At 58.0% G+C, this 21,198-nt stretch carries 11 protein-coding genes and 14 pseudogenes; 11 read left to right on the top strand and 14 right to left on the bottom strand.

Annotated features, from left to right (window positions below; all coding sequences use genetic code 11):
• Positions 1-79: 79 nt before the first annotated feature.
• From NKI01_RS28700 to NKI01_RS28690, 3 genes and pseudogenes are all read right to left on the bottom strand, one after another.
• Positions 80-1,132: a KamA family radical SAM protein gene (locus NKI01_RS28700; protein ID WP_352965480.1), complete on the bottom strand. Its 1,053-nt coding sequence runs from the start codon at positions 1,130-1,132 to the stop codon at positions 80-82.
• 240 nt (positions 1,133-1,372) lie between these two features.
• A pseudogene (locus NKI01_RS28695) lies at positions 1,373-2,737 on the bottom strand (condensation domain-containing protein); the annotation flags it as partial.
• Positions 2,738-3,523: 786 nt separating this feature from the next.
• The gene (locus tag NKI01_RS28690) at positions 3,524-4,432 is read right to left on the bottom strand and encodes a dihydrodipicolinate synthase family protein (protein ID WP_352965464.1); all 909 of its coding nucleotides are present in this window, start codon (positions 4,430-4,432) and stop codon (positions 3,524-3,526) included.
• 115 nt (positions 4,433-4,547) lie between these two features.
• Between NKI01_RS28690 and NKI01_RS28685 the strand changes: the two genes are divergently transcribed.
• The gene (locus NKI01_RS28685; protein WP_352965462.1) at positions 4,548-5,327 is read left to right on the top strand and encodes a GntR family transcriptional regulator; all 780 of its coding nucleotides are present in this window, start codon (positions 4,548-4,550) and stop codon (positions 5,325-5,327) included.
• Positions 5,328-5,734: 407 nt separating this feature from the next.
• On the opposite strand, the pseudogene NKI01_RS28680 reads toward NKI01_RS28685, so the two are convergent.
• Positions 5,735-6,163: pseudogene (locus NKI01_RS28680) on the bottom strand (ATP-grasp domain-containing protein); the annotation flags it as partial.
• A 7-nt stretch (positions 6,164-6,170) separates the two neighbouring features.
• Positions 6,171-6,876 (bottom strand): annotated as a pseudogene (locus tag NKI01_RS30910) (IS110 family transposase); the annotation flags it as partial.
• A 272-nt stretch (positions 6,877-7,148) separates the two neighbouring features.
• Here NKI01_RS30910 and NKI01_RS28665 point away from each other — a divergent pair.
• The 3 genes and pseudogenes from NKI01_RS28665 to NKI01_RS28655 form a co-directional block, all read left to right on the top strand.
• A pseudogene (locus NKI01_RS28665) lies at positions 7,149-7,286 on the top strand (IS256 family transposase); the annotation flags it as partial.
• A gap of 599 nt (positions 7,287-7,885) precedes the next feature.
• Positions 7,886-7,990: pseudogene (gene nifH / locus NKI01_RS28660) on the top strand (nitrogenase reductase); the annotation flags it as partial.
• Between the two features lie 453 nt (positions 7,991-8,443).
• Positions 8,444-9,091 carry a GntR family transcriptional regulator gene (locus tag NKI01_RS28655; RefSeq protein ID WP_352965455.1) on the top strand — a complete coding sequence of 216 codons (648 nt, stop codon included), beginning with the start codon at positions 8,444-8,446 and terminating at the stop codon, positions 9,089-9,091.
• Between the two features lie 74 nt (positions 9,092-9,165).
• Here NKI01_RS28655 and NKI01_RS28650 read toward each other — a convergent pair.
• Positions 9,166-9,370, bottom strand: a pseudogene (locus NKI01_RS28650) (transposase); the annotation flags it as partial.
• 405 nt (positions 9,371-9,775) lie between these two features.
• Between NKI01_RS28650 and NKI01_RS30905 the strand changes: the two are divergent.
• Complete coding sequence (locus NKI01_RS30905; RefSeq protein WP_502899485.1) at positions 9,776-10,051, top strand: hypothetical protein; 276 nt, start codon at positions 9,776-9,778, stop codon at positions 10,049-10,051.
• 497 nt (positions 10,052-10,548) lie between these two features.
• On the opposite strand, the pseudogene NKI01_RS28640 reads toward NKI01_RS30905, so the two are convergent.
• Together NKI01_RS28640 and NKI01_RS28635 are read right to left on the bottom strand one after the other, a co-directional pair.
• Positions 10,549-11,294 (bottom strand): annotated as a pseudogene (locus NKI01_RS28640) (acyl-CoA dehydrogenase); the annotation flags it as partial.
• Between the two features lie 58 nt (positions 11,295-11,352).
• Entirely contained in the window at positions 11,353-13,758 is a 2,406-nt protein-coding gene (locus tag NKI01_RS28635) for a GcvT family protein (RefSeq protein ID WP_352965453.1), read from the bottom strand.
• A 126-nt stretch (positions 13,759-13,884) separates the two neighbouring features.
• On the opposite strand from NKI01_RS28635, the gene NKI01_RS28630 reads away from it, so the two are divergent.
• Entirely contained in the window at positions 13,885-14,772 is an 888-nt protein-coding gene (locus NKI01_RS28630; protein ID WP_352965451.1) for a MurR/RpiR family transcriptional regulator, read from the top strand.
• An 8-nt stretch (positions 14,773-14,780) separates the two neighbouring features.
• Positions 14,781-15,239: pseudogene (locus NKI01_RS28625) on the top strand (IS5 family transposase); the annotation flags it as partial.
• A 13-nt stretch (positions 15,240-15,252) separates the two neighbouring features.
• Here the strand turns inward: NKI01_RS28625 and NKI01_RS28620 are convergent.
• The gene (locus tag NKI01_RS28620) at positions 15,253-16,578 is read right to left on the bottom strand and encodes an aspartate aminotransferase family protein (RefSeq protein ID WP_352965449.1); all 1,326 of its coding nucleotides are present in this window, start codon (positions 16,576-16,578) and stop codon (positions 15,253-15,255) included.
• Between the two features lie 213 nt (positions 16,579-16,791).
• Here NKI01_RS28620 and NKI01_RS28615 point away from each other — a divergent pair, with 213 nt between their 5' ends.
• Both NKI01_RS28615 and NKI01_RS28610 read left to right on the top strand, forming a co-directional pair.
• The gene (locus NKI01_RS28615; RefSeq protein ID WP_352965477.1) at positions 16,792-17,676 is read left to right on the top strand and encodes a MurR/RpiR family transcriptional regulator; all 885 of its coding nucleotides are present in this window, start codon (positions 16,792-16,794) and stop codon (positions 17,674-17,676) included.
• Positions 17,677-17,684: 8 nt separating this feature from the next.
• A complete protein-coding gene (locus NKI01_RS28610; protein WP_352965446.1) occupies positions 17,685-17,807 on the top strand; it encodes a hypothetical protein in 123 nt (40 codons plus the stop codon).
• A gap of 111 nt (positions 17,808-17,918) precedes the next feature.
• On the opposite strand, the pseudogene NKI01_RS30900 reads toward NKI01_RS28610, so the two are convergent.
• From NKI01_RS30900 to NKI01_RS28595, 4 genes and pseudogenes are all read right to left on the bottom strand, one after another.
• Positions 17,919-18,008 (bottom strand): annotated as a pseudogene (locus NKI01_RS30900) (IS6 family transposase); the annotation flags it as partial.
• 1 nt (position 18,009) lies between these two features.
• Positions 18,010-18,210: pseudogene (locus tag NKI01_RS28605) on the bottom strand (hypothetical protein); the annotation flags it as partial.
• A 153-nt stretch (positions 18,211-18,363) separates the two neighbouring features.
• The gene (locus tag NKI01_RS28600; RefSeq protein WP_352965444.1) at positions 18,364-18,630 is read right to left on the bottom strand and encodes a hypothetical protein; all 267 of its coding nucleotides are present in this window, start codon (positions 18,628-18,630) and stop codon (positions 18,364-18,366) included.
• Between the two features lie 34 nt (positions 18,631-18,664).
• Positions 18,665-18,808, bottom strand: a pseudogene (locus NKI01_RS28595) (transposase domain-containing protein); the annotation flags it as partial.
• A 401-nt stretch (positions 18,809-19,209) separates the two neighbouring features.
• On the opposite strand from NKI01_RS28595, the pseudogene NKI01_RS28590 reads away from it, so the two are divergent.
• Positions 19,210-19,470 (top strand): annotated as a pseudogene (locus tag NKI01_RS28590) (IS110 family transposase); the annotation flags it as partial.
• A gap of 189 nt (positions 19,471-19,659) precedes the next feature.
• Here NKI01_RS28590 and NKI01_RS28585 read toward each other — a convergent pair.
• Positions 19,660-20,356, bottom strand: a pseudogene (locus NKI01_RS28585) (IS110 family transposase); the annotation flags it as partial.
• A 46-nt stretch (positions 20,357-20,402) separates the two neighbouring features.
• Between NKI01_RS28585 and NKI01_RS28580 the strand changes: the two are divergent.
• Positions 20,403-21,112: pseudogene (locus NKI01_RS28580) on the top strand (IS3 family transposase); the annotation flags it as partial.
• Between the last annotated feature and the right edge of the window lie 86 nt (positions 21,113-21,198).

Genomic DNA, 21,198 nt, shown 5'->3' with positions numbered 1-21,198 from the left:
TGACGCTGCCGCATGGAAGCAGGAGGGACTCTTTCCTCACTCGCTCCGGGCCGGTAATCGGCATGGGCACCTTTCAATCCTACCTTTCGGGCAAATCGTCCAACCAGCAGGCGCCCTCAAGATATGGCCGGGAAAAGATCTTTCCGATCTTTTCGGGAGTCTTGTTCTGATGATATCGCATATACACGCGGTCATCGGCTCCGAGATCGAGGATCTCGATCTTCCCTGTATAGTGGGACATGATGTATTTGAATGTCTTTTCAATGCCGCTGAGGCGTTGGTTGATGCCATGGGCAATCTCTAGCCCGCGTCGCAGTGGAACCTGAAAGTGTGACGCGCCTTTCACCGGTCGACCCTGAAAGAGATAATAAGGGCGGATACCGATTTGGTGACATTTGGCGAAGGTCGCCGCCAATATCTCGGGATCATCGTTGACTTTCGCGAGAAGCACAGACTGGTTGAGAAACTGCACACCTTGAGCGCGCAAAGAGCGAATGTTGCGCTCCGCGTCGACCGAGATTTCGCCGATGTGATCGAAATGTGTCACGATCACTGCGGTCTTGCCCGCTTCATGGATCCGTTGGAACATAGCCGGTAGGGCGCTATCCTCGAACCTCCTGGGTTCATAGGCGACCGCTTTTGTGCCAAATCGAATTGAATGCAAGTGTGAGATCGGCAGCAGATGATCCAGAATTTTGTCGAGCTTGGCGGTGCTGAGAACAAACGGATCGCCTCCTGATAGTAGCACGTTCGTGATCTCCGGACGGCCGGCAATATATTGCGCAAGCTGAACGAAATCGGGCGCGATTTCATCGGAGTCCCTTCCGACAATGCGTTTGCGAAAGCAATACCGACAATATGAAGCGCAACGGTCCGTTACCAGCAACAACCCGGTCTGGGTGTACTTGTGCTGAAGTCCCGGCGCTACTGTATTATCGTGCTCGCCGCTCGTGTCCAGATCGCCTGGGCTATCGAACTCCTCGAATGAAGGCTCCACAATATACTTAAGCTGGTCGTAATAACCACTGTTGGTGATCTGCTCACGATAGAACCGTGTGACATGGTAACGCGTGATGTTGTTGGCGTGCAGCTCACCCTCTGTAATGACGCGCGGGCCCTCAATGAAGTTCATGACCGCAGTGCCGGGCCGCGGGTCCGAGGTCGTGGGCGGTGATTGAGGTGGGCGAGCGCGTGGCGCCGCCGAGACCGCCCGCGCATTTGGCTCGCGACGGCTCGGTATATGGTCCTCATAGACGACCGCCATCTCCTCAGCACCTTGCGCTTCAAACACCTCGTGAATGCAGGGGTCTTGTGGAGAGGCCGCTTCCATTGGGTTCAACTCCGCCGGAAGACGGTGACATTCGTCGCTTAAGAGAAGCGATTCCGACGAGACCCGCTGTCCGAGGTCGGCCACCATTTGGCTCAGCGCCTGCTGTAAATAGCTCGCAAACCGCTCGACCGTGCTCCGCGCAAACAGGGACCCGGCGTAAAGCAGCGTTCCACGGATCGCCTTGCCAGCCTCAGCAAAGTTAAGCGCAAGATTATGTTGCAACATACTTTCGTCAACGCCGACGTACTCAACTTCTTGCCCCGGCAACCCCACCGACGATCCAGCATTGTTTTGCCGTGCAAGTAAAACCTGCAAGATCTGGGCGCGACCCAAGCTGCCGGGCGGATTGGCGCCTTCCATCGCCTGCCCAAACGGCAGGTCCCCGCGCGCCTGCGCCCCAAGCACGGCGGCATTCACCCGCTGAAGCAACATCTCCAGTGTGGGATCGCTGGACAGATCGACCCGCAGCGCCAGGGTATTGACGAACACGCCGATCAATCCCTCGACCTCTGAGCGCGTGCGGTTGGCGCTCGGTGTGCCGATTACCAGCTCTTTCTGGCCCGACAACCGCGCCAGTACGAGCGCCCAGCCTGCTAGCAGGGTCACGAACAGCGTCGTCCCCTCACGTCGGCTCAGCGCCTTGAGCTGCGTGGTCAGCGATTCATGGAACACGAACTCGATGTAACTGCCGCTGTAGTCCTGCTGCGCCGGACGCGGCCGGTCCGTCGGCAGCTGCAGCACCGCTCGCGCGTCCGCCAGCATCCGAAGCCAGCATTCCGGCTGATGCTCCAGGAGCTCGTCCGCCAGCCAACGGCGCTGCCAAACCGAGTAGTCGGCATAATGCACCGGAAGCGACGTCAGCCGATCCGTGCGGCCCTCCCGGGTCGCGGCGTAGAGCTCGCTGAGCTCGCGTGTTAGGATCCTCCGCGACCGGTCATCCGATCCTATGCGGTACATGGAGATTAGCATTAGATGATCGTCCTCTGCCAACCGCACCAACCGTCCGCGGATCACCGGCCCGGCTTCCAGGTCGAACGCCGCCTGCGCTTGATGGCGTACTAGCTCCGCGAGCGTCGCCTTCACATCTGCTGCGGCCCTCAGATCGTCTCGCCTCAGCGGCAGGCTGACGTCCGCCGGCCCGATTCGATGGAACGGCTCCCCGTCCTCCACCCCGAAGGTAGTGCGCAGCACCTCATGACGCGCCACCAACGCGTCAAAGGCGGACTGCAAGGCAGCCTCGTCCAGTTTACCGCTAAGCCGAAGCGCCATTTGCATGTGACAGGCCTTGCTGCCGCCCGCCAGACGCGACAGGAACCAAAGCCGCTCCTGGGGGAATGACAGCGGCACCTGTGACGCACGCGGCAAAGCTTGATTTGGCGGGAACGCACTCCATAATGCGACGTCCATTGCATTCGTTCGAGCTAGTTTCATGTAGACCTCCTCGGCCGGAGACTGCGAGAGACCGGCACGGTCGTAACGGATCCTCCACGTGCCCCGTGCAATCGGCGTGCCACCGAATAGGTGATGCGAACAACAACGGCAAATGACGTGTTTTCGCGCCGTAACGGCGGAATACTTGCGCTTTGGTTTGTCAGGTTCCGAACACAGCTGAAGCGGCAACACGGACCTGAAATGACCAAGGTCGTTCACTTGGACTTAAGCGGGTTTATCATCCCAGCGTGTTGACATTGTCGTGCAAACGGAAGGCTTGCATGGTGCAATCGAAGAACGTATTCTTGGCTTGGGAGCGCGAAGCTGATGCAGCCTTGGCTGCCGTGTAACAGCGGCATCGCATTATCGACCCCCAAAAAAGCGACGGCTATAGCGGAGGGACACCGGCAGGGCGCGCCGCGCAAAGATCGCGGACGCGTGGCGACCGGACAGCGGCGGTAAGCCGTGGCTTTGCGCGGAGCCGCGCCGGCACACCTTGGCCCATCGGGATCGCTCTCTTCGAGGCTCGCAAGGCCGATCTCGGCGATGTGCGTACTACAGGTAGGTCAGTACGATGAGGCCGAGCCAGTTGGGCGACCGGGAGCATTCAGGTGGTCGCAATGACCGAATTCGCGTGGAGTAAGCATCATGATCGCCGGCAAAAAACACTTATGGCAGCACCGCGCCACAATGGCGAAGTGTTGGGAAATGAGACAGCGACGGATGACCGCCTACTATTACTATAGTGTCGGTCAGTGAAAATCAGGCCGCTTTCTTCATCCGCCCGGCAAGGGTGTTGATTGTCTTCTGAACCGTAGAGATGACGAATTCGCGCTCTTCGCCGACGAGCGGCAAGCGCGGTGCACGGGTCCACTCCGGGGCACCGTAGACCAGGTTCTCGGCGAGCTTGATGTACTGAACCAGCTTGACGTGGGTGTCGAGATGGAAGGACGGCGTCAGGATGTGGTAAAGCGCGCGCGCCTCTTCGTACTTGTTTTGAGCGCAGAGGTTGAAGAGCTCAACGCATTCTGACGGCCAAACGTTGGTCATGCCGGACACCCAGCCGGTGACGCCAAGCGCGCAACTTTCGACGATCAGATCGTCGACGCCGCAGAAGATGCTGAAGCGGTCGCCGAGTTCGACATACATGTCGGTGACGCGGCGAATGTCGCCGGTTTCTTCCTTAACGCAGACGATTTCAGGAGTGTCTATGAGTTGTTTGAGAACGTTGACTGTGCAGTCTACGCCGTAGGCGATAGGGTTGTTGTAGATCATGATCGGCAGCGACGAGCCGCTGGCGACACCCTTGTACCACTCTACCGTTTCGCGATCGTCGGTCTTGTAGCCGAGACTTGGGAATACCATCAGACCCTGGGCGCCGAAGGATTCGTAGAGCTTGGCCTTGACCTTCGCATTGTCGAGTGTAATTTCAGCAAGCCCGGAGAGAACCGGAACACGACCGGCTACGACTTCGACAGCACTGCGGATGATGTCTTCACGATCCTTTAACGACATCGAGGCGTTTTCGCCCAGCATCGGAAGCACAATGACCCCGGAAACGCCCGCCTTGACGAGGCGGTCAAGGCTGTCCCTGGTCGCCCGAAGGTCAACCTTGCCATCCTTCGTCAGCTTCGTCGTGACTGCGGGGAATACACCAACCCACTTTGCCATGGTTCTCCATCCATCTGCCGCCTATCTGGATCCAATCTACACGATGACAAATAATACGTCTACCCTTTGATGTCGCTCTTTTTTAGGGTACCTTCCTAGCAGGCTGACCATCCGCATGAGCGAACAAGGCGGCTTTGGACTGGAGCTTTGGGATCCAAAAACGATGGACAATATGCTGGAACAGAAGAAGCAGCGCTCGAAATTTCGCCTTCAGAGGCAGAGCCTACCGGAGGCGCTGTCGGAGTCGTTGCGGGAACGCATTCTCAGTGGCGAGTTCAAAGAAGGCGACCCCCTCATACAAGAAGCGATCGCAGCGGAATACGAATGCAGCCGAATGCCCGTGCGCGAGGCATTTCGCCAGTTGGAAGCAGCCGGATTGATTGTTTCCAAGATTCACAAGGGTGCGATTGTTTCGACATTGCCATCCGAACAGATCATGGAGTTGTTCGAACTTCGGGCAACGCTGGAGTGCGATATGCTGAGCCGCTCTCTAGAGCATCTCTCGGACGCAGACTTGGCTCACTCCGCGGAAATTCTCAAGCGACTCGAACAGGTATATCACAAGCGGGACATCGCTAGGGTAGGCGCGTTGAACTGGGAGTTTCACCGCAGTCTCTATCGGCCTGCCGGACGCGTTCAGACGCTCGCCATTCTGCAAGGCATCAATGTCCAGATCGATCGCTACATCAGGATTCAGCTACTTTTGACCTCTGGTTTCAAGGAAGCAGAGCGCGAACATCGGCAAGTACTGACCATGTGCAAAAACCGCGACCCTGATGTCGTGGAATTTATGAGAGGACATATCATCCGGGCTGGTCACAATCTTGTTGAAGCCCTCCGTAAGCGCCGCGAAAGTGACATAGTTGTACAAATGTCTTCCTTCGGAAATCAATGAAGCGCCCCCGTTGAGACCTGCTCCATGAGGCGCTTTGTTCATTCACACGGCACAATTTTCGACTGGTAGCCGCTCTTGCGGTCACGGCCTCTCGGGCCCAGGGCGGCGCCCCGAATAATCGCGCGAATGACGCCGATCGGCGCTGCTGTGGTCCCGGATACGCAGTCCCTGGCATTCTCCCGCGCACGCGTTCCACGAAGGAACTGACCGTCTCGCAGCCATGGGGCGATCTATCTGGCAGTGGTGCATAGCCTTTACAGGCTCCAAGTTTCCTTGGCTCGCACCCATCGTAAAAACGTAGACTTAGCGCGCACTCGCGAACGTCGGTGTCGTCGCCGACCGCCCAATATTTTGCGACACAGCATTCACGCCAGATTAAGGCGTCGCTGTCGCACCGATATTCGGAATAAGGCAGCCGCCCGACTGGCGCCACCAATCCAATCGAGGGTACCATTGCGATGAGGGAACCAGGGTCCGCGTGGCTGCAGTGTGCGAATGCCTTCTGCGCAAATTCCATTCGTTGCCGATGACAAGCTTGATGTGCTCGGTGATGGGATCAACACCGTAAGCCAGCTGAATCAGTTGAGGATCGGGCGCGCCAGTAAGACGCGGATTGGCTTCAATGACGACGGGCCGCGCTTCGTCCACCGGAGTTCGATGTTCGTTGGCCCCCAGCCAAGGTTAAGAGCTCGCAGACAGCTCAGCGAAACGTCGACAATGCGCTCATGCTCCTCACCAGTCAGCGGGGCCGGGAAGGATGTCTCGCGAAAACGGAACTGCGGTTGAGGGCCGAAGTCAGCGGCGGGGATCTCGATGACTTCATTGCCCATTGTCTCAGTGCAATCTGGGGCTCTTGAAGCGAGCGATGTCGCCGATCGCCATTAGCCCCGCTGCCACCGCCTTGACGCCGGTGATGGTGAGCAGACGCATGATCGCTGGATCGTCCAGCATGGTCTCGGCAATCTCCCGGTCGAGGGTCACCAGGTCCTCGGCAAGCCGATCGAGTTCGCGCACATGCCGCTCGATCGCGAAGCGCTCATCGTCGGGCACTGGCTGACGCGCCAGCAAGGCGCGGCGCGGACGTTGAACAGATCGGCGTGCGGACACTTCGGGATGAGGTGCGCATGGATCGCATGCACCTCATTCTTGATCCGGGTCCGATGCCGCACGACCTGATAGCGCCGCGCGATCAGCCTGCGCATTCGCTCGGTGGCGGCATCTGGCGTCCAGATCTCCGGCAGATAGCCCGCCGCTTGCAAGCTTGCCCGCCTCAACCTTGTCGGTCTTCACATGGGCATGAGCGATCGCCTTCACCTGAAGTGGGTTGGCGATGACCACCCGCTTCACGAAGGGCGACAACACCCGGGACACCGCCATGCAGTTACCGGTCGCCCCGATTACCACCTCGTCTGTCGCCAGAAGGCTCTTACCAAAGCCCTCCAGCGCCGATCGCGTCATATGGACCCGCCTCCATGTCGAAGCCTGTCATCTTCCCAGAAAACCACCTCCCCGAAGGCTCGGTGCGGTCCATTCCAATCACGCGTCGCATATGCGCCTCCTGTCAGAGCGAAACGACGGGAGCGGCGGGCGACACGACAACCACGGATTCGCGCTCACGGCGCAACCGGGCGAGTCGCAGAGGCGGCCAGCTACTAACAAAAGCTCTCGGCCCATCGTGCGGATCGGCCTGCCCGTACCTTCGTGCTCCCGGTGCCTCCGTCCCGGATGGTCGCACCATACGCCGCGATCTTGGAAACCGCAGCCGGACATCGGCACCGAGATGGTCATACCGGTTACGAATCCGGTCGACCGTCTCAACGTAACAACGATGCGATCCTGCGCCTCGTCGGCGCAATCCTGCTCGAACAGAACGAAATGGGCAGTGCAGCGGGCCAGATAGAAACGATCAGCCAGATGAGCGCTGATCCCCTGATCAGCCTGCCAGCCGTGGCGCGCTGATCAGCCCGGCCCATGCCCGAGAGCACGGCCACCAATGCCGCCAGCTACACCACGCAGCGGGACACGATCTTGCCAATCAGTTTGCGACGAAGGTTTTCTAGGCCCATTACATGTTTCAGACCCCCGCAGCTACCACTTGAACCATGACGCGCAAGCTTTTCGCCGGCCGGCGACGCGATAAAGAGCGGCCCTCACGGCGGTGACGGCGTCTCGGTGGGCGTGATCCGGGAGGATCTCTCCTCAGTCCATGAGCGTCTGCGGATGACCAAACACGCACAACATAGCCAATATCGTCTGAGATCGCAGAACGCGGAACGTTGTTGAATGACGCGCTTGAACTCCGGACGTGCAGAGGAATCCGTCCGCGATTCCGGGAAAACGCCGGGCAGCCGACAGCTACTGCCGGGCTTGTCGACTCCGCGACACGGTAATATTCAGTTTGGATTCTTGATTAACTCTTGTGCAGGCTGTTTTTCGTTCTGAGTCTTTTTTCGGCAGTTGGCACGATTTTTGATGCTTCCTCGCCAGAGGCGGCAGGAGCTGCCCACCGGCAATTATGTAGTGGGTGACGTCGCGACCGAACAAGGAAGGAAATCCAAATGTCCGGTCTGCGTCAGATTGCACGCCATAGGAGACGAGATATCGGCAAATCCATCACCTCGCAAAATACACTCGCCGCCCTTATTGACCCCGGTCAGAAGATCGCCGGCAGGTGCAGACACGGCGCAACACCAAGGCCGCCCGGCCATTGCTGACCTGACTTCTGAAAAAGCAAGGATTGGGAGCCAAGGCGCATCGTCACCGACAACTACGCTCATTCGCTGCGTCCTGGCACCAGGTCGTGCCGAACGTCGAGCACCGATCGTATAAAGGCTCAAACACTCCGCAAGCGGGTGCGAATCCGACAAGGTTTTTGGACGCTCGGCTCACTCCAGCATTTCGTGACACTCTCTTCCACCCTTCGAAATCTCTTCATCCGATGCCTGTCACAGAAACTACGCAGCTTTGATCATCGTCTGGAAGCAATCGCCTAATGGAGGCGATGTGGTGCGCTTTATACGACCGGAAACCAGGTCGCCACGCGTCTAGTTAAAACAATGTACTGCACCATTCGCGTAAATGCACGCGGGAAGGAGAACTAAGTGTTGGCAACTCCCATGAAACCGAGAGCAAAATTCCCAATCAAAAGACAAAGTTTATCTGAAATGCTGGCCGAGTCTTTACGAGATCGCATTCTCAACGGAGAATTGCGGGACGGCGACTCTCTCGTGCAGGAAACTATTGCAGAAGAGTATGAGGTGAGCCGAATGCCGGTTCGCGAGGCCCTCCGCCAATTGGAGGTCGAGGGGTTGGTTGCGCTCAGAACGCACAAGGGCGCTATCGTCATTTCAATGAAGCGAGAGAAAATTATCGAACTGCTGGATTTGAGGAATCTTCTGGAATGCGATATTTTGTCGCACGCACTACCAAATTTGAAAGAAAGAGACGTTTCGGCTGCTGGCGAAGTCTTGCGTGAACTCGAAAATACTTATCATGACAACAATACTTCAAAATGGCAAAATTTGCATTGGCAGTTCCACAGATGCTTATATCTTCCTGCAACTAGACCTGAAACGCTTTCGACAATAGAACTGATAAATGCGAAGACTGATCGATTTGTTCGAGCACCTCTCGCTATGGCTGGCGGAATTCGCGCAGCCGAGATGGAGCATCGCGAGCTTCTGCGCCTATGCGCCGCACGCGATTCCTCTGCGATAGGCTATTTGGGTCAACATATATACAATGCTACCATTTCTTTGTCTTAGCGTTGGTTCAAGTATTTTTTATGTTCTAACCTGCCCTACTCACGAGCAGCTGAACGTGTGAGGCGTTGGGCACCGCGGACCTGGTTGGCAATCCGCCAGCGGCAACTGGTGCTGTCGGAGGCGAGCTGACTCTTGTGATTCTTGTGCATCTTGATCAGGTTTTCGGCCTGACCGCGGGCGCATTAGATCACGTCGTAGACGTGTTCGGCGGACCCTTTGTCGAGATTGGCGACGACGAAGCGGATGTCGAGGGCCAAGCGTGGTTGCCTCGATGTGGGCTTATGCGTCGGTCGTGGATATGTGGCGGCGCGGTCCCGAAGCGGCTAATTCCGCGTCGTCGCGAGTTTTGGTCGACCGTGAACAATTGAGTTGCTAAGCGACGAACTGCTTCGGCGGGGTCTGAAGTGCACGTCTTTCAGCTGCACGGAGCGGCAGAAGACGGCTCTCTCGTGTTCCGAAGAAAGCTGTCGCGCCTGCAGTTTTGCAAGTTCATGGCGAGTCAACCGGCATGTGTCGTGGCGATGGAAGCGTGCGGCAGCTCCCACTACTGGGCCCGTCAGATGGCTCGGCTTGGCCATGAGCCAAGACTGATTGCGCCGGGCTATGTCAAACCGTTCATCAAGCGGCAGAAGAACTACATCGCAGATGCGGAGGCGATCTGTCGAAGCAGCGCAACGACCGACAATGCGCTTTGTCGAACCGAAGACCAAGGAGCAGCAGTCCCGGGCTATCGTGTTTCGCGCCAGAGGGCAGTTCGTGAATCAGCGAACCGAATTGGTGAATGCGCTGCGCGCGCACCTCTATGTGTTCGGTTATGTTGCTCCGCAAGGCATCGGCCACCTGCCACGTCTGGCAGAAATCGTGGAGGACGATAGCGCAGAACTGCCGGATCTGGTCCGCGACATCTGCAGCGCTCTCCTTGATCAGATCGACCAATCGAATGCGGTCATGTCCGGATAACCTGAAGAGTGATGTCGACCAACCGTAAGGTTCTCGATCCGCTCGGGAAAGCTCGGCTTTCGCGGGGGCGACCAGTTGTTCCGCCAGCGTGAACATGGGATGATTTCTCCTCTATCCGTGCCGCAGCGCGTTGCGAATAGCGCAGCACGCGTCGTGTCAGATGAGAAAATCGTTTCACAACAGTGAGATGGCTCTGATGGCGCTGTGTCTCATGTCCGACTTTGTCGAAGATCCGACAACGCGCTCAACCGTAAACGCATGATCGGTCTCTTGTGCGGGCATGGGCACCGCGGAAAACTCAAGCAGTGAGGCTTACCGCGAACTGGCCGAGCCCCGGATCGACATTGGCGATGGGGGGTGACGTGGGACAGACTCCGAGGTGGCTCTAGGATAAAGAGACAGGCGGCCCTGCCGGGCCGCCGCTTGGTGAACCGAGGCAGACAGGCCTCGGCAACTGCTATCAGCTCCAGGTGTGCAGTGGCGGCTTCTCGCCGTGCGAACAGCTTGCTGGTGGCGGCTATGGCGATCTCGGTCGACAGGATTTTGCCTCGGCGGTTACGATCTGGGCGTGCGCCACCGTCTCGGCCGGCTCGATCACCGCCCTGTCGATTGCATGGCCAGCCTTCTCCAGCAGCGCCTGCGCGGCGTGGAGACGAAGCGTCAGGTCGCCGATGGCCTGGATCGTGTAGGGATGTCCCAGGCATTGTCGACGCCGCTGTCGGTCCAGGCACGGCTTTTGGTCCTGACGAAGTGAACCGTCTCGTCGATCGCCGCTTGAGCGATGCCGGTGTCGACAGCCACCTGGATGATCTGAAAGATCGGGCCGTCGGCGGTCGGCTTGTCATAGCCCTTGTAGCCCGGCACGAGATCGATCTTCGGCACCTTGACGTTGTCGATGATGGCCGTGCCCGACAGCGTCGTGCGCTGACCGAAGCTTGACAAATCGTTCGATCACGGTCAAGCCGGGCGCGGCACGATCGGCGATCGCGTACCAGGCGCGGCCCTCGTCGTCGAGCGCAACGATCGGCACCACATGGGCGAGCAGCGCGCCGGACGAATAAAATTTCCGCCCGTATCGCCTGCGTCGGTCAAGCGGGTCTCGAAGTCGGCGGCACGTTTGGAGCCGAACTCCGAAAAGGCGTTGCCGAACCGGATGCGTTTCAGAACTTCGTTCGGCGAACAGCTGCTTCTGCTGCGCGGCGTCGGAGATGGTGCGGATGGCAGCGACGACGCCGAGGTGGTTCAGGGACTTACTCAGGACCTCGCCGCGTTGGCCATCACGATACGGGGCGAGCTTCGCATCATCCTCGGCCTTTCACTCGCAGGCCTTCGGGGTCGAAGAGCGGGCCGATGGTGACGGTCGCCTCTAGCATTTGCCGAGCGATGTCGATCTTCACCCGGACGCCATCCTTTAGCGGTTCACGGCTGTGGCCGAGCCCCACGGGTTTCCCGATACGATAACCGAAGGTGCAGGAGGAAGTCTGACCTACAATCCGCGCGTCCAGATAGATTGGCTCGTGTCCCAAAAGCACAGCTGCATCGTCATCAAGCGTAAGCGAGATCATGTGCGAGACCTCGCCACGCGCGCGAGCTTCTGCCAATGCGTTGGCCCCGATGAAGCCGCCTCCCTTACGGATTGCGAAATCGAGCCCCGCGGCGATCGGGGTGACATCGCCATTCAGTTCATGTCCCATGGCGCAGAAGCCTTTCTCGATACGCATCGAGGTCTGGGCAAACACCCCAGCCGGCTTGGCCCCTGCTTCCACCAGAGCGGCATAGATCGCCGGCACATCATCCGCCCGGCAGGTCAGTTCCCACCCTGGCTCTCCGACATAGGACATTCGCGCGGCACGCACGTGCTTTCCGGCGAGATGTGCTGTGCCATGCTTAAAATAGCCGACCTTGTTTAGCTCCGCTGCTGCGCCACATTCGCTGACGATCCGCGCGGCCTCCGGCCCCATTAACCCAAGGACCGCGTAAGATTCCGTGCTGTCTGTCAGGGTGACGTTGTTGTAGCCTTGAGAGTGGCGGCGTAGCCAGGCGAGATCACGTTTGATGGCCGTCGTGCCGACGAAAAGGCGGTAGTGATCCTGAGCAATCCGATGCGCTGTCAAGTCAGATTCGAAGGTACCGCGCTCGTTGAGCATCGCAGTATAGATGACCGACCCGGGCGGGCGTGCCATGTGGCCGGCACAAACATGCAGCAGGAAGCTTTCCGCATCCGGACCCTCGACCTCGATCTTGCCGAAAGGGGAGGCATCGAAGATCGCGGCCTGCTCATGCGCAGCCATGACTTCTGCGCGCACGTTCTCGAACCAATCGGGCCGATCGAAACGCAGAACGGGCTCCGCAGTCTTGTCGAAATAGAGCGGGCGTTCCCAGCCATAAAACTGTCCCATATGAGCCTTCGCCTCGCGATACTCCTTGTCGAGCGGAAGGGCGCGCAGATTGCGGGCAGTTTTCAATTGCTTTCCAGGATAGGCAATGTCGTAGTGAGTGCCAAGGATTTCTGGCGCACGGTCCATCAAATGTTCGAGATTGTTGAAGACAGGCCCGAAGCGCTTGGCATCGGCTTCGGTGAGGTCATAGGCAGTGTGGCCATGCACAATGCAATGGGCAAGGTTCATCCCCGCGCCACCGCCGGAAGCGATCCCCACCGAGTTCATCCCGCAGCCGAGGAATAGCCCCCGGGTCTCGGCCGTCTCACCAAGCATGAAGGTGCCGTCAGGCGTAAAGCTTTCCGGCCCATTCAGCAGCATCTTCACCTCTGCCTTCTCTAGTGCGGGCAGTCGGTGCAGTGCGTTCATCATCATCGGCTCGAAATGATCCCAGTCCTCCGGTAGTAGGCTGAATTCGAAGCTTTCATTTAGGATGCCCGGGGCTATCGCCTTGCCCATCGGCTCAAAGCAGCCAACTAGCAACCCGCCAGAGTCATCCCGGATGTACAAGCGATTGTCATGATCCGACAGCGTTGGCGTGTTGCCCACGATGCCCTCGACGGGCTTTGTCAGCAGATAGAAATGTTCACACGCGAGCGCCGGGACTTTCGCGCCCGCCATCGCGCCTACTTCGCGCGACCAGAGCCCAGCGCAAAGCGCCACCGCGTCGCACATAATTGTACCTTGTGAGGTCTCCACCCCGCGCACACGTCCGTTGTCCGTCAATATGCCGGTCACACCACTGCGTTCAAACAGCTTAGCGCCCAGCCTCCTTGCGGCCTTCACCAATGCGGCGCAAACGTCAGAGGGAGAGACGCGCCCGTCTTCGGGCGACCACACCGCGCCCAAAACATCCTCTGCATTCATTAGCGGCCAACGTTCCTTCGCTTCTTCAGTAGAGATGGATCGGGCGTTGATCCCGTATGCCTGTGCCAGCGCCTCTTGCCGCCGGATATGGGTAAGGCGGTCCGGACTCGTCGCGATCGAGAGCGATCCTTTCTGTATCCAGCCGACCGACTGGCCCGTTTCTTGCTCGAGTTGCGAATACAGTTCGACCGAATACTGGATCATCCGCGTCAGATTGCGGGAGTGCCGAAGCGCTCGGACCTGGGCAGCAGAATGCCATGTCGTTCCTGACGTCAGTGCGTTACGCTCCAGCAGGATCACGTCGCTTACACCCATCTTTGCAAGGTGGTACAGGGTCGAGCACCCCATGATGCCGCCACCGATGACAACGACAGATGCATGCGAAGGCAATGTACCGGACATGTTTTTTCCTGAAGACTGAATCGACTACACGAATTTGATGACAACATTCTTGCACAAAAAACATTTTTAGTAAATATTCAGAAAACAAAACATTTGTTTTGGCTTTTGGCTTTTGGACGATGACTAATGGATCCTACCTTGAGGACTCGCATAATCTCCGACATCAAGGAGGGGCTTCCCGCCCTCCCCCGCAGATTGCGAACAGTCGCGAAATACGTCGTTGATCATCCATCGGATTTTGGCCTCGACCCTATTCGGGAAACCGCGCGTAAAGCGGGTGTCAGCACCTATACTCTCGTGCGATTGGCCCAACGCTTAGGCTTTGGGGGCTATGATGAGCTACGCGAACCGTTCAGGCACGCGCTCGTATCGGCCTCTGCCGGTGTTGATCAACCCGAATGGATTGAACGCTTGAGAGAAAACGGCAGATTAGGCCAGATCCAGGCCGACGCTTCGATGAATACCCTCGCAATTGTACAACGCTCCCTCGAATGCCAGGTTCCCGAGCAGATGCAGCGCGTCGTAGAAATGTTGCTGACGGCTTGTACAGTGTATTTAACCGCTGTTCGAGCAAGCTATGCGATGGCCTACTATCTGCACTATGTCGGCCGGATGGCGTTGCCTACACTGCAACTGATACCTCGTCACATGAATAGCGCGATCGATGAGCTGCATTCCGCAGGTGAAAGCGACGTCATGGTTGCTATCACCTTCACTCCATATTCTCGAGAGACTATAGAGGCTTGCAAATTTGCGCGCCGGAAAGGCGTGAAGCTGATCCTCATTTCTGACAGTGAAATTATATCGCCCGACTTCAGCGCCGACGAAACAATCATAGTCTCTGTCCTGTCGACGCATCATTTTGGCTGTTACGCTGGATCAACGGCCTTGATCGACACGCTCATTGCCTTGTTGGTGGCCCGAGGTGGCGAGGCTGCCAAGGCACGTATCAAGTCCTACGAGGATCTACGCAGGGAAAATCACGTCTATTGGGTCGCGCAGAAAAAACGATAGCTTTCTTGATTATCAAGGTCCACCGCCATGACAGGGCGCAAAAGGGGGACTCAAAGCCAGGCCATAGGCCGCTCCAAGGGCGGCATGACCACCAAAATCCTGGCGCTCACCGATGCGCTTGGCAATCTTGTGCGCTTTGTCCTTTTGCCCGGCCAGCGGTTCGACATCGTGGGCGTAGCACCGCTCATCGATGGTGTCTGCTTCGGCGGCTTGATCGCCGACAAACCTTCGACAGCAATACCATCATTGCCGACCTGAATGAGCGCGGCGCCAAGATCGTCATCTCACAGCACCCACGCCGCGCTTCTCCCATGCCGCTCGACAAGGAACTCTACAAATGGCGCCATCATCGAGAACTTCTTTTGCAAACTCAAGGAGTTCAAGCGTATTGCCATGCGGCCGACAAAACCGACCAGAGCTTCGCAGCCTTCATCAATCTCCCAGCTGCCGTCATAAATTCACGATGAATCTCAACAAGCCTTAGCTTGCAACGGCCGCCCGAATTGCGTTAGCGAGCCGGTCTACGATCAAGTCGACCTGCTCGGGCTGAATAATATAGGGGGGCGCCAGAAGCACGTGATCGCCATGTACGCCGTCAATGGTACCTCCCATAGGGTAGCAGATCAGGCCCCGCTGCATCGCCTCCCTCTTAACCTTGGAATGAATTTTGCGAGCTGGATCGAAAGGCTGCTTCGTGTCCTTATCTGCCACAATTTCAACACCACGGAACAGGCCCCGGCCCCGAATGTCGCCGACGAAGGGCGATCGATCGAGGGCTGCCTCAAGACCGGCCTGGAGGCGTTCGCCCATGTTGACGACGTTCCGCAATATCTCTGGGCGCCTCAGAATCTCAACGACCTTGTTGGCTGCCGCCGCAGCGATCGGATGACCAACATAGGTATGCCCGTGCTGGAAAAGACCTGAACCTTCCGCAAACGCGCGATAGATTTTCTCGGAAAGAATCACTGCACCGATCGGCTGGAAGCCTCCGCCTAGCCCTTTCGCTATAGTCACCAGATCAGGCACTACACCTTCCTGCTCCAGAGCGAAGATCGTGCCGGTCCGCCCCATCCCGCACATCACCTCGTCTAGAATAAGCAAGATCCCGTACTTGTCACAGATATGCCGGACCCGCTTGAAATAGTCGGCCACAGGTCCCACGGCACCCAGTGTCGCGCCAACCACCGGCTCCGCTACGAAAACCATGACCTGATCCGACCCCAGTTCGATAATCTTCGTCTCCAGCTCCGCAGCAAGTCGCTCAGCATATGCGTCCGCCGTCTCGCCCAATTGCACGTCGCGGTATTCGTAGCATGGCGAAACATGATGTGTTTCCGGCAAGATTGGCTTAAACTGTTCACGGCGCCATGCATTGCCGCCGGTGGCCAACGCGCCAATCGTATTCCCGTGATAGCTCTGTCGTCGTGCAATGATATGGCGCCGCTGAGGCTGGCCGATTTCGACGAAATACTGCCTCGCCATCTTCAGAGCGGCCTCGACAGCTTCAGAGCCACCTGACACCAAGTAGACATACTCGAGCTCCTTTGGAGCGAGGTCAACCAGTTGCTCAGCAAGCTGCTCGGCCACTTCGGTTGTAAAGAACGACGTATGAGCATATCCGATACGTTCCATCTGTACCTTCATCGCATCTAAAACTTCTGGATGATTGTGGCCGAGGCAACTTACTGCTGCGCCGCCGGATCCATCCAGATAGTGCCGACCTTCGCTATCAGTGATGTAGATTCCTTTTCCTCCTGCGGCTCTCGGGAGCTCCGTACCGATGGTTCGATGAAGGATTTTGGTCATTAAGATTTCTAGGCTGCATGGATAGCGAGCGTGCCGCGCATGATTTGCAGATTTCATAAGAAAATGCAACAAGTGTTCCATCTTGATGATTTTGATGCATTTGTTTTCGCCGCCCAATGAGCCGAAGCCACGGCGCGCTCGGATGCCTGTGTTTGACTTTTGAGCACGTCAGAGAGATGGTTCGGTTGAGTTATGGCAGCTTACACGAGGCAAATGTTGCAAAAGGGTCCTCTGCACGCTCGTATCATTGAACGATTTGACGACATGTCTGAACAGTTGCAGCGGGCTGCGCGTCACATTTTGGAGCAACCGCAAGAAGTAGCGCTGGTTTCGATGAGAGAGTTGGCCCGCAACGCCGGCGTGCAGCCTTCTACGATGACTCGCTTGGCCAAGTTTCTTGGTTACTCCGGATATGACGATTTCCGTGGCGAGCACGCCGATGTGATTCGGATCAGCGCCGACGGATTTGCCGCCCGGGCGTTGCAGAGAGACGAAGGGGGGATGACTGGTGAGGGACTGGCACATCGAATGCTCCAGAGCCTCTCCACACAGATCACTCGCGTTTGTGAACCCGACACGCTCTCGCGGCTCGGTATGATGGCAGACCGCTTAGGTAAAGCCCGAAGGATTTATGTTCTCGGGCTACGTTCCTGCCATTCAGTCGCCTGGCATTTCCATTATGTGATGACATTGCTCGGCGAAAAGACCGTTCATCTCGATGGTCCGGCGGGCACAAGCGGCGATGCGCTCATTCGCGCCAGCGCTGAAGATGTTCTGCTAGCGATTTCAATCAACCCTTACTCGCTTCAAACTCTGGAGCTCGCCGAGGTCGCGTGTGAAAAAGGGGTAGGAATAGTTGCGATTACCGATAGCGAGGTCTCCCCTCTAGTGACAATCGCTGAGCTGGTGGTCCTCGTCTCGACGGAAAGTCAAAGCTTCTTCCATACATTGACCCCTGCTCTCGCCGTCTCCGAGGTCTTATGCGGCTTGCTCGCAGCCCGTGACCGAATAGTATCACTGGAAGAGCTCAAGCGCGCTGATCGCCATCTTTCTGCGATGAATACATACGCGACATCCATCCCCCGGCGGAAGATTTGAAGGCCCCGATGCAACCTCACGTCAACAACAAGGAAATCGCCAACTACCCGCTGCGCGTGGTCGACGTTCCTGGCCCGCAACTTATGCGCTCGCAAATCCCCGCCGACAGACCTACCCGCAAGATGGTGTGAGATATCCGGGCTAACCCGAATGGTGCATTAGCTCGACAAACTTGGCAGAGTTTCGCTTGTAAAGGTTTTGTTGCAAAGATTGAATGGGAGCGCAGAGAGGTCTGACCGGAGGCCAGCGGCAAGGATTTGGAACTGCTCGGCCAGGGATGGACTCGGATTGAAGGCGAACTTCGCCAGTCGCTTAGGCATCATGTGAACCATTCCCGGTCACGCTATGCTTGTGCCAATTGAAATGCTCCAGCAGTAGCGGTGCGAAACGAACGGTCCAGCGGTGAATGGCGTGTGGTCGACGGCGATTCCCCCTTGGCCATCATCTCCTCAAGATACGCAGGCTGAGAGTGTAGGCGAGGTACCAACGCACGCAAATAGGATCACTGACGTTGGCGGCCCTTGGACATCTAATCCTCCGAAAATGTCGAAGGGGTGTTGCCATGGCGCTGGGAATCAAAACGTCGCAACACATCCAGGCACGATCAGCCTATTCGACTTCATGGAGCAAATCCGTGCCGGCAATCGATTACTTTTCGGGGTGTCCCTACGGCCAGGGCCACGGTGGCTATGATTTCGGGCGACGGTTTCCTGCGGAACATTTCGGCGGCGCGTGAGCCGTAGCCCTGCGGTCATCGACAATCTGCCGAAGGTTGTTGATGCCGTCTTCGGTGAAGACCGCGATAGTTTCGCTTAATTCGGATGCGGGATAGTCGTCGTAGGCGCCCAGGCAACCATCTTCAGAGAACATTTCGATCAAGCAATCGCGCAGAACTTCTTCGTCCTCGCCGAGCATCTCGGCGACATAACTGTGTAAAGAGCTGAGTTGCGACATCCCATCTGCTGGCCTTGTTTATGTGAGGCCCAAATCAGGCAGCTTTATCTGCCTCGGCCGTCAAAGGGCTCCAATTCCACGCAAGCAAGTCATCGAGCCGTGTGATCGGCGTGTCGGCGATGCGGGAGAGCACATCGGCAAGCCAGGCCTGCGGATCAACATCATTGAGCTTGGCAGTTTATGCCGACCGCCGAACTATGCCGAATGAGCAAGTTTTTACCAACACTTTCCTTAACGTAGCGCTAGCTGGATCGGCATAGCTTAGGCTCTCTCCGTCGCAATTGACGCGAAGGAGAGGATACATGAACGCAAGTGACTATCTGCAACGCAGCACACTGTATCGGAAGCTGATCCACGGGCCGTATGACGAGTTTGCACGCGTTTACGCGGGCAGATTGTCGGAAGAAGGCTTCGGTCGGCAATGCACATGGCGATCGCCAAGCATATTTCGTGAGCTGATAGACTGCCATGTCGGCAACGGGCACGATCTCTAGCATTTAAGCGAAGTTCATGTTGAGCGGTTTCTTGAGCACCGCTCCAAACGCTGGAGCATTGATTCGGGCGACCGATCGGCGCTCCGGCGGTCGGGTTCGCCACATGTTGGTCGAGAGCGCCTGGACCTATCGACATCCGCCCAAGGTCGGGAAGGCGAAGCTATACCGATTAGAGCAGGCGCCACCGAAGGTGCGTGAGATCGCCTGGAAGGCGCAGTCCCGCCTGACAGCCCGCTACCGCATGCTGAGCGCTCGGGGCAAACGGACAACGGTCGTCTGCACCGCGATCGCCCGTGAACTGGTCGGCTTCATGTGGGCAGTCGCAAGGGAGGCGCGCGTCACCTGATCGCTCGCCGCGACGACGCACATCTCGCGCATGGGCGGAGGCGGGACCACGGCAGGGGAATGCCCGTCAGACGCTTTGTGGCCGGCGAACCGCCGACGCCCGCAGTAAGATAGGAACAGCCCCGGACGCACAATCGGGAATGCGGTAGCCAATCCGCGCATCAGAGCTTGATCACCGACGTCCTTCAGTTCCGTTGCCTGCCTTTGTGATGCCGCCGCGCCGGACCGTCTCCCCGGTTGAGCGCTCGCCGGGAACCAGACCGAGATATCCCATGAGCTGGCGTGGGCTTTCGAACCGGCTGGCGGTTCGAGACGCGCACCGCCTCGACCATCTCCTGGAGTGCGATCTGATGCGCGGGATGATCGAACCGCTGTTCCTGAAGCCAGCGTAGATAGCGCATCGTCCAGCTCTTCTTTCGCGGATAGCTACGGCCGTGCTTGAGCATGAATGCGCTCACCTGCTGGCGATGGACCCGTAGCGTCTCGACTGCGGCCGCCCGCGCGCGAACAAGATCCCGTATGGACTCGTGCCCTTCATCGGGAACCCACACCGCGGTCAGCTCGCCGGCGCGCAATAGCCGGGCAAGGGAAATGGCGTCTCGGCGGTTCGTCTTCACCCGATCGCCGGGCTTCCTCGGTATCAATGATGGGGCAACCACGGTGCACTCATGCCCGAGCGACCGGATCAGGCGATAAAGGCCGTACCCGGTCGGCCCAGCCTCATAGCAGAAATGCACGTAATCAAAGCGGCTGGCGATCCGGCCTATGACCCGCCGCATGCTGATGGCCGACGCGTCGACCTCACCGAAGAAACGAAGCTCTCCTTCCCGGCCTGCCTCTGCAATCGCAACAGCGTTCTTCAGCTTCGCTGACCTTGCCCCTCTTATCTAATCCGGTTTGAAGTTCGTTCTGGCCCATCGAGAGGACCAGGACATGAAACGTAGCCGCTTCTCTGAAGAGCAGATCATCGGAATTTTGAAGGAACATGAGGCCGGGGTATCGGTTGCCGATCTGTGCCGCAAGCACGGGGTCAGCGACGCCTCGATTTACAACTGGAAGGCCCGCTTCGGCGGGATGGATGTCTCCGAGGCTCGGCGACTGAAGGCTCTTGAGGACGAGAACACGCGGCTGAAGCGGCTTCTGGCCGACGCCATGCTCGACAATGCCGCGTTGAAGGATCTTGTGGGAAAGAAATGGTGACGCCCGCGGCCAAGCGGAAAGCTGTCGCTCGCCTGAAGGAAGGCTTCGGGATGAGCGAACGGCGGGCGTGTAAAGCCATCGGCTGTTGCCGCATGACGGTTCGCCACGAGACCAGCAGGCCGAACGACCACGAGCTTCGCGAGCGGATGAAGGCGATCGCGCAGGAGCGTCGCCGGTTCGGCTACCGGCGTCTTCTCGTGATGCTGAGGCGGGAGGGCCTGGTCGTGAACCACAAGAAGCTGTTCCGGCTCTATCGGGAGGAGAAGCTCGCCGTTCGCCGCCGTGGCGGCCGCAAACGGGCGATCGGGACCAGGGCGCCGATGGTGGTGCCGCTGAGGCCCGACGAGCGCTGGTCGCTCGACTTCGTATCGGACCAGCTCACCGACGGGCGCCGCTTCCGCATCCTGGCCGTCGTCGACGACTGCACGAGAGAGTGCCTGGCACGTAAGCGGGCAGCTGAGGCCGTTCAGCGCTGGTAATTCCATGGCATGAGGGCGTCGATATCGCTGTTTGGCCAGCCATTGGCAAT

Source organism: Mesorhizobium sp. M0815, assembly GCF_040319995.1.
GTDB lineage: Bacteria > Pseudomonadota > Alphaproteobacteria > Rhizobiales > Rhizobiaceae > Mesorhizobium.
The sequence above is the reverse complement of the archived record's forward strand: the minus strand, read 5'-3'. Positions and strand labels throughout refer to the sequence as shown.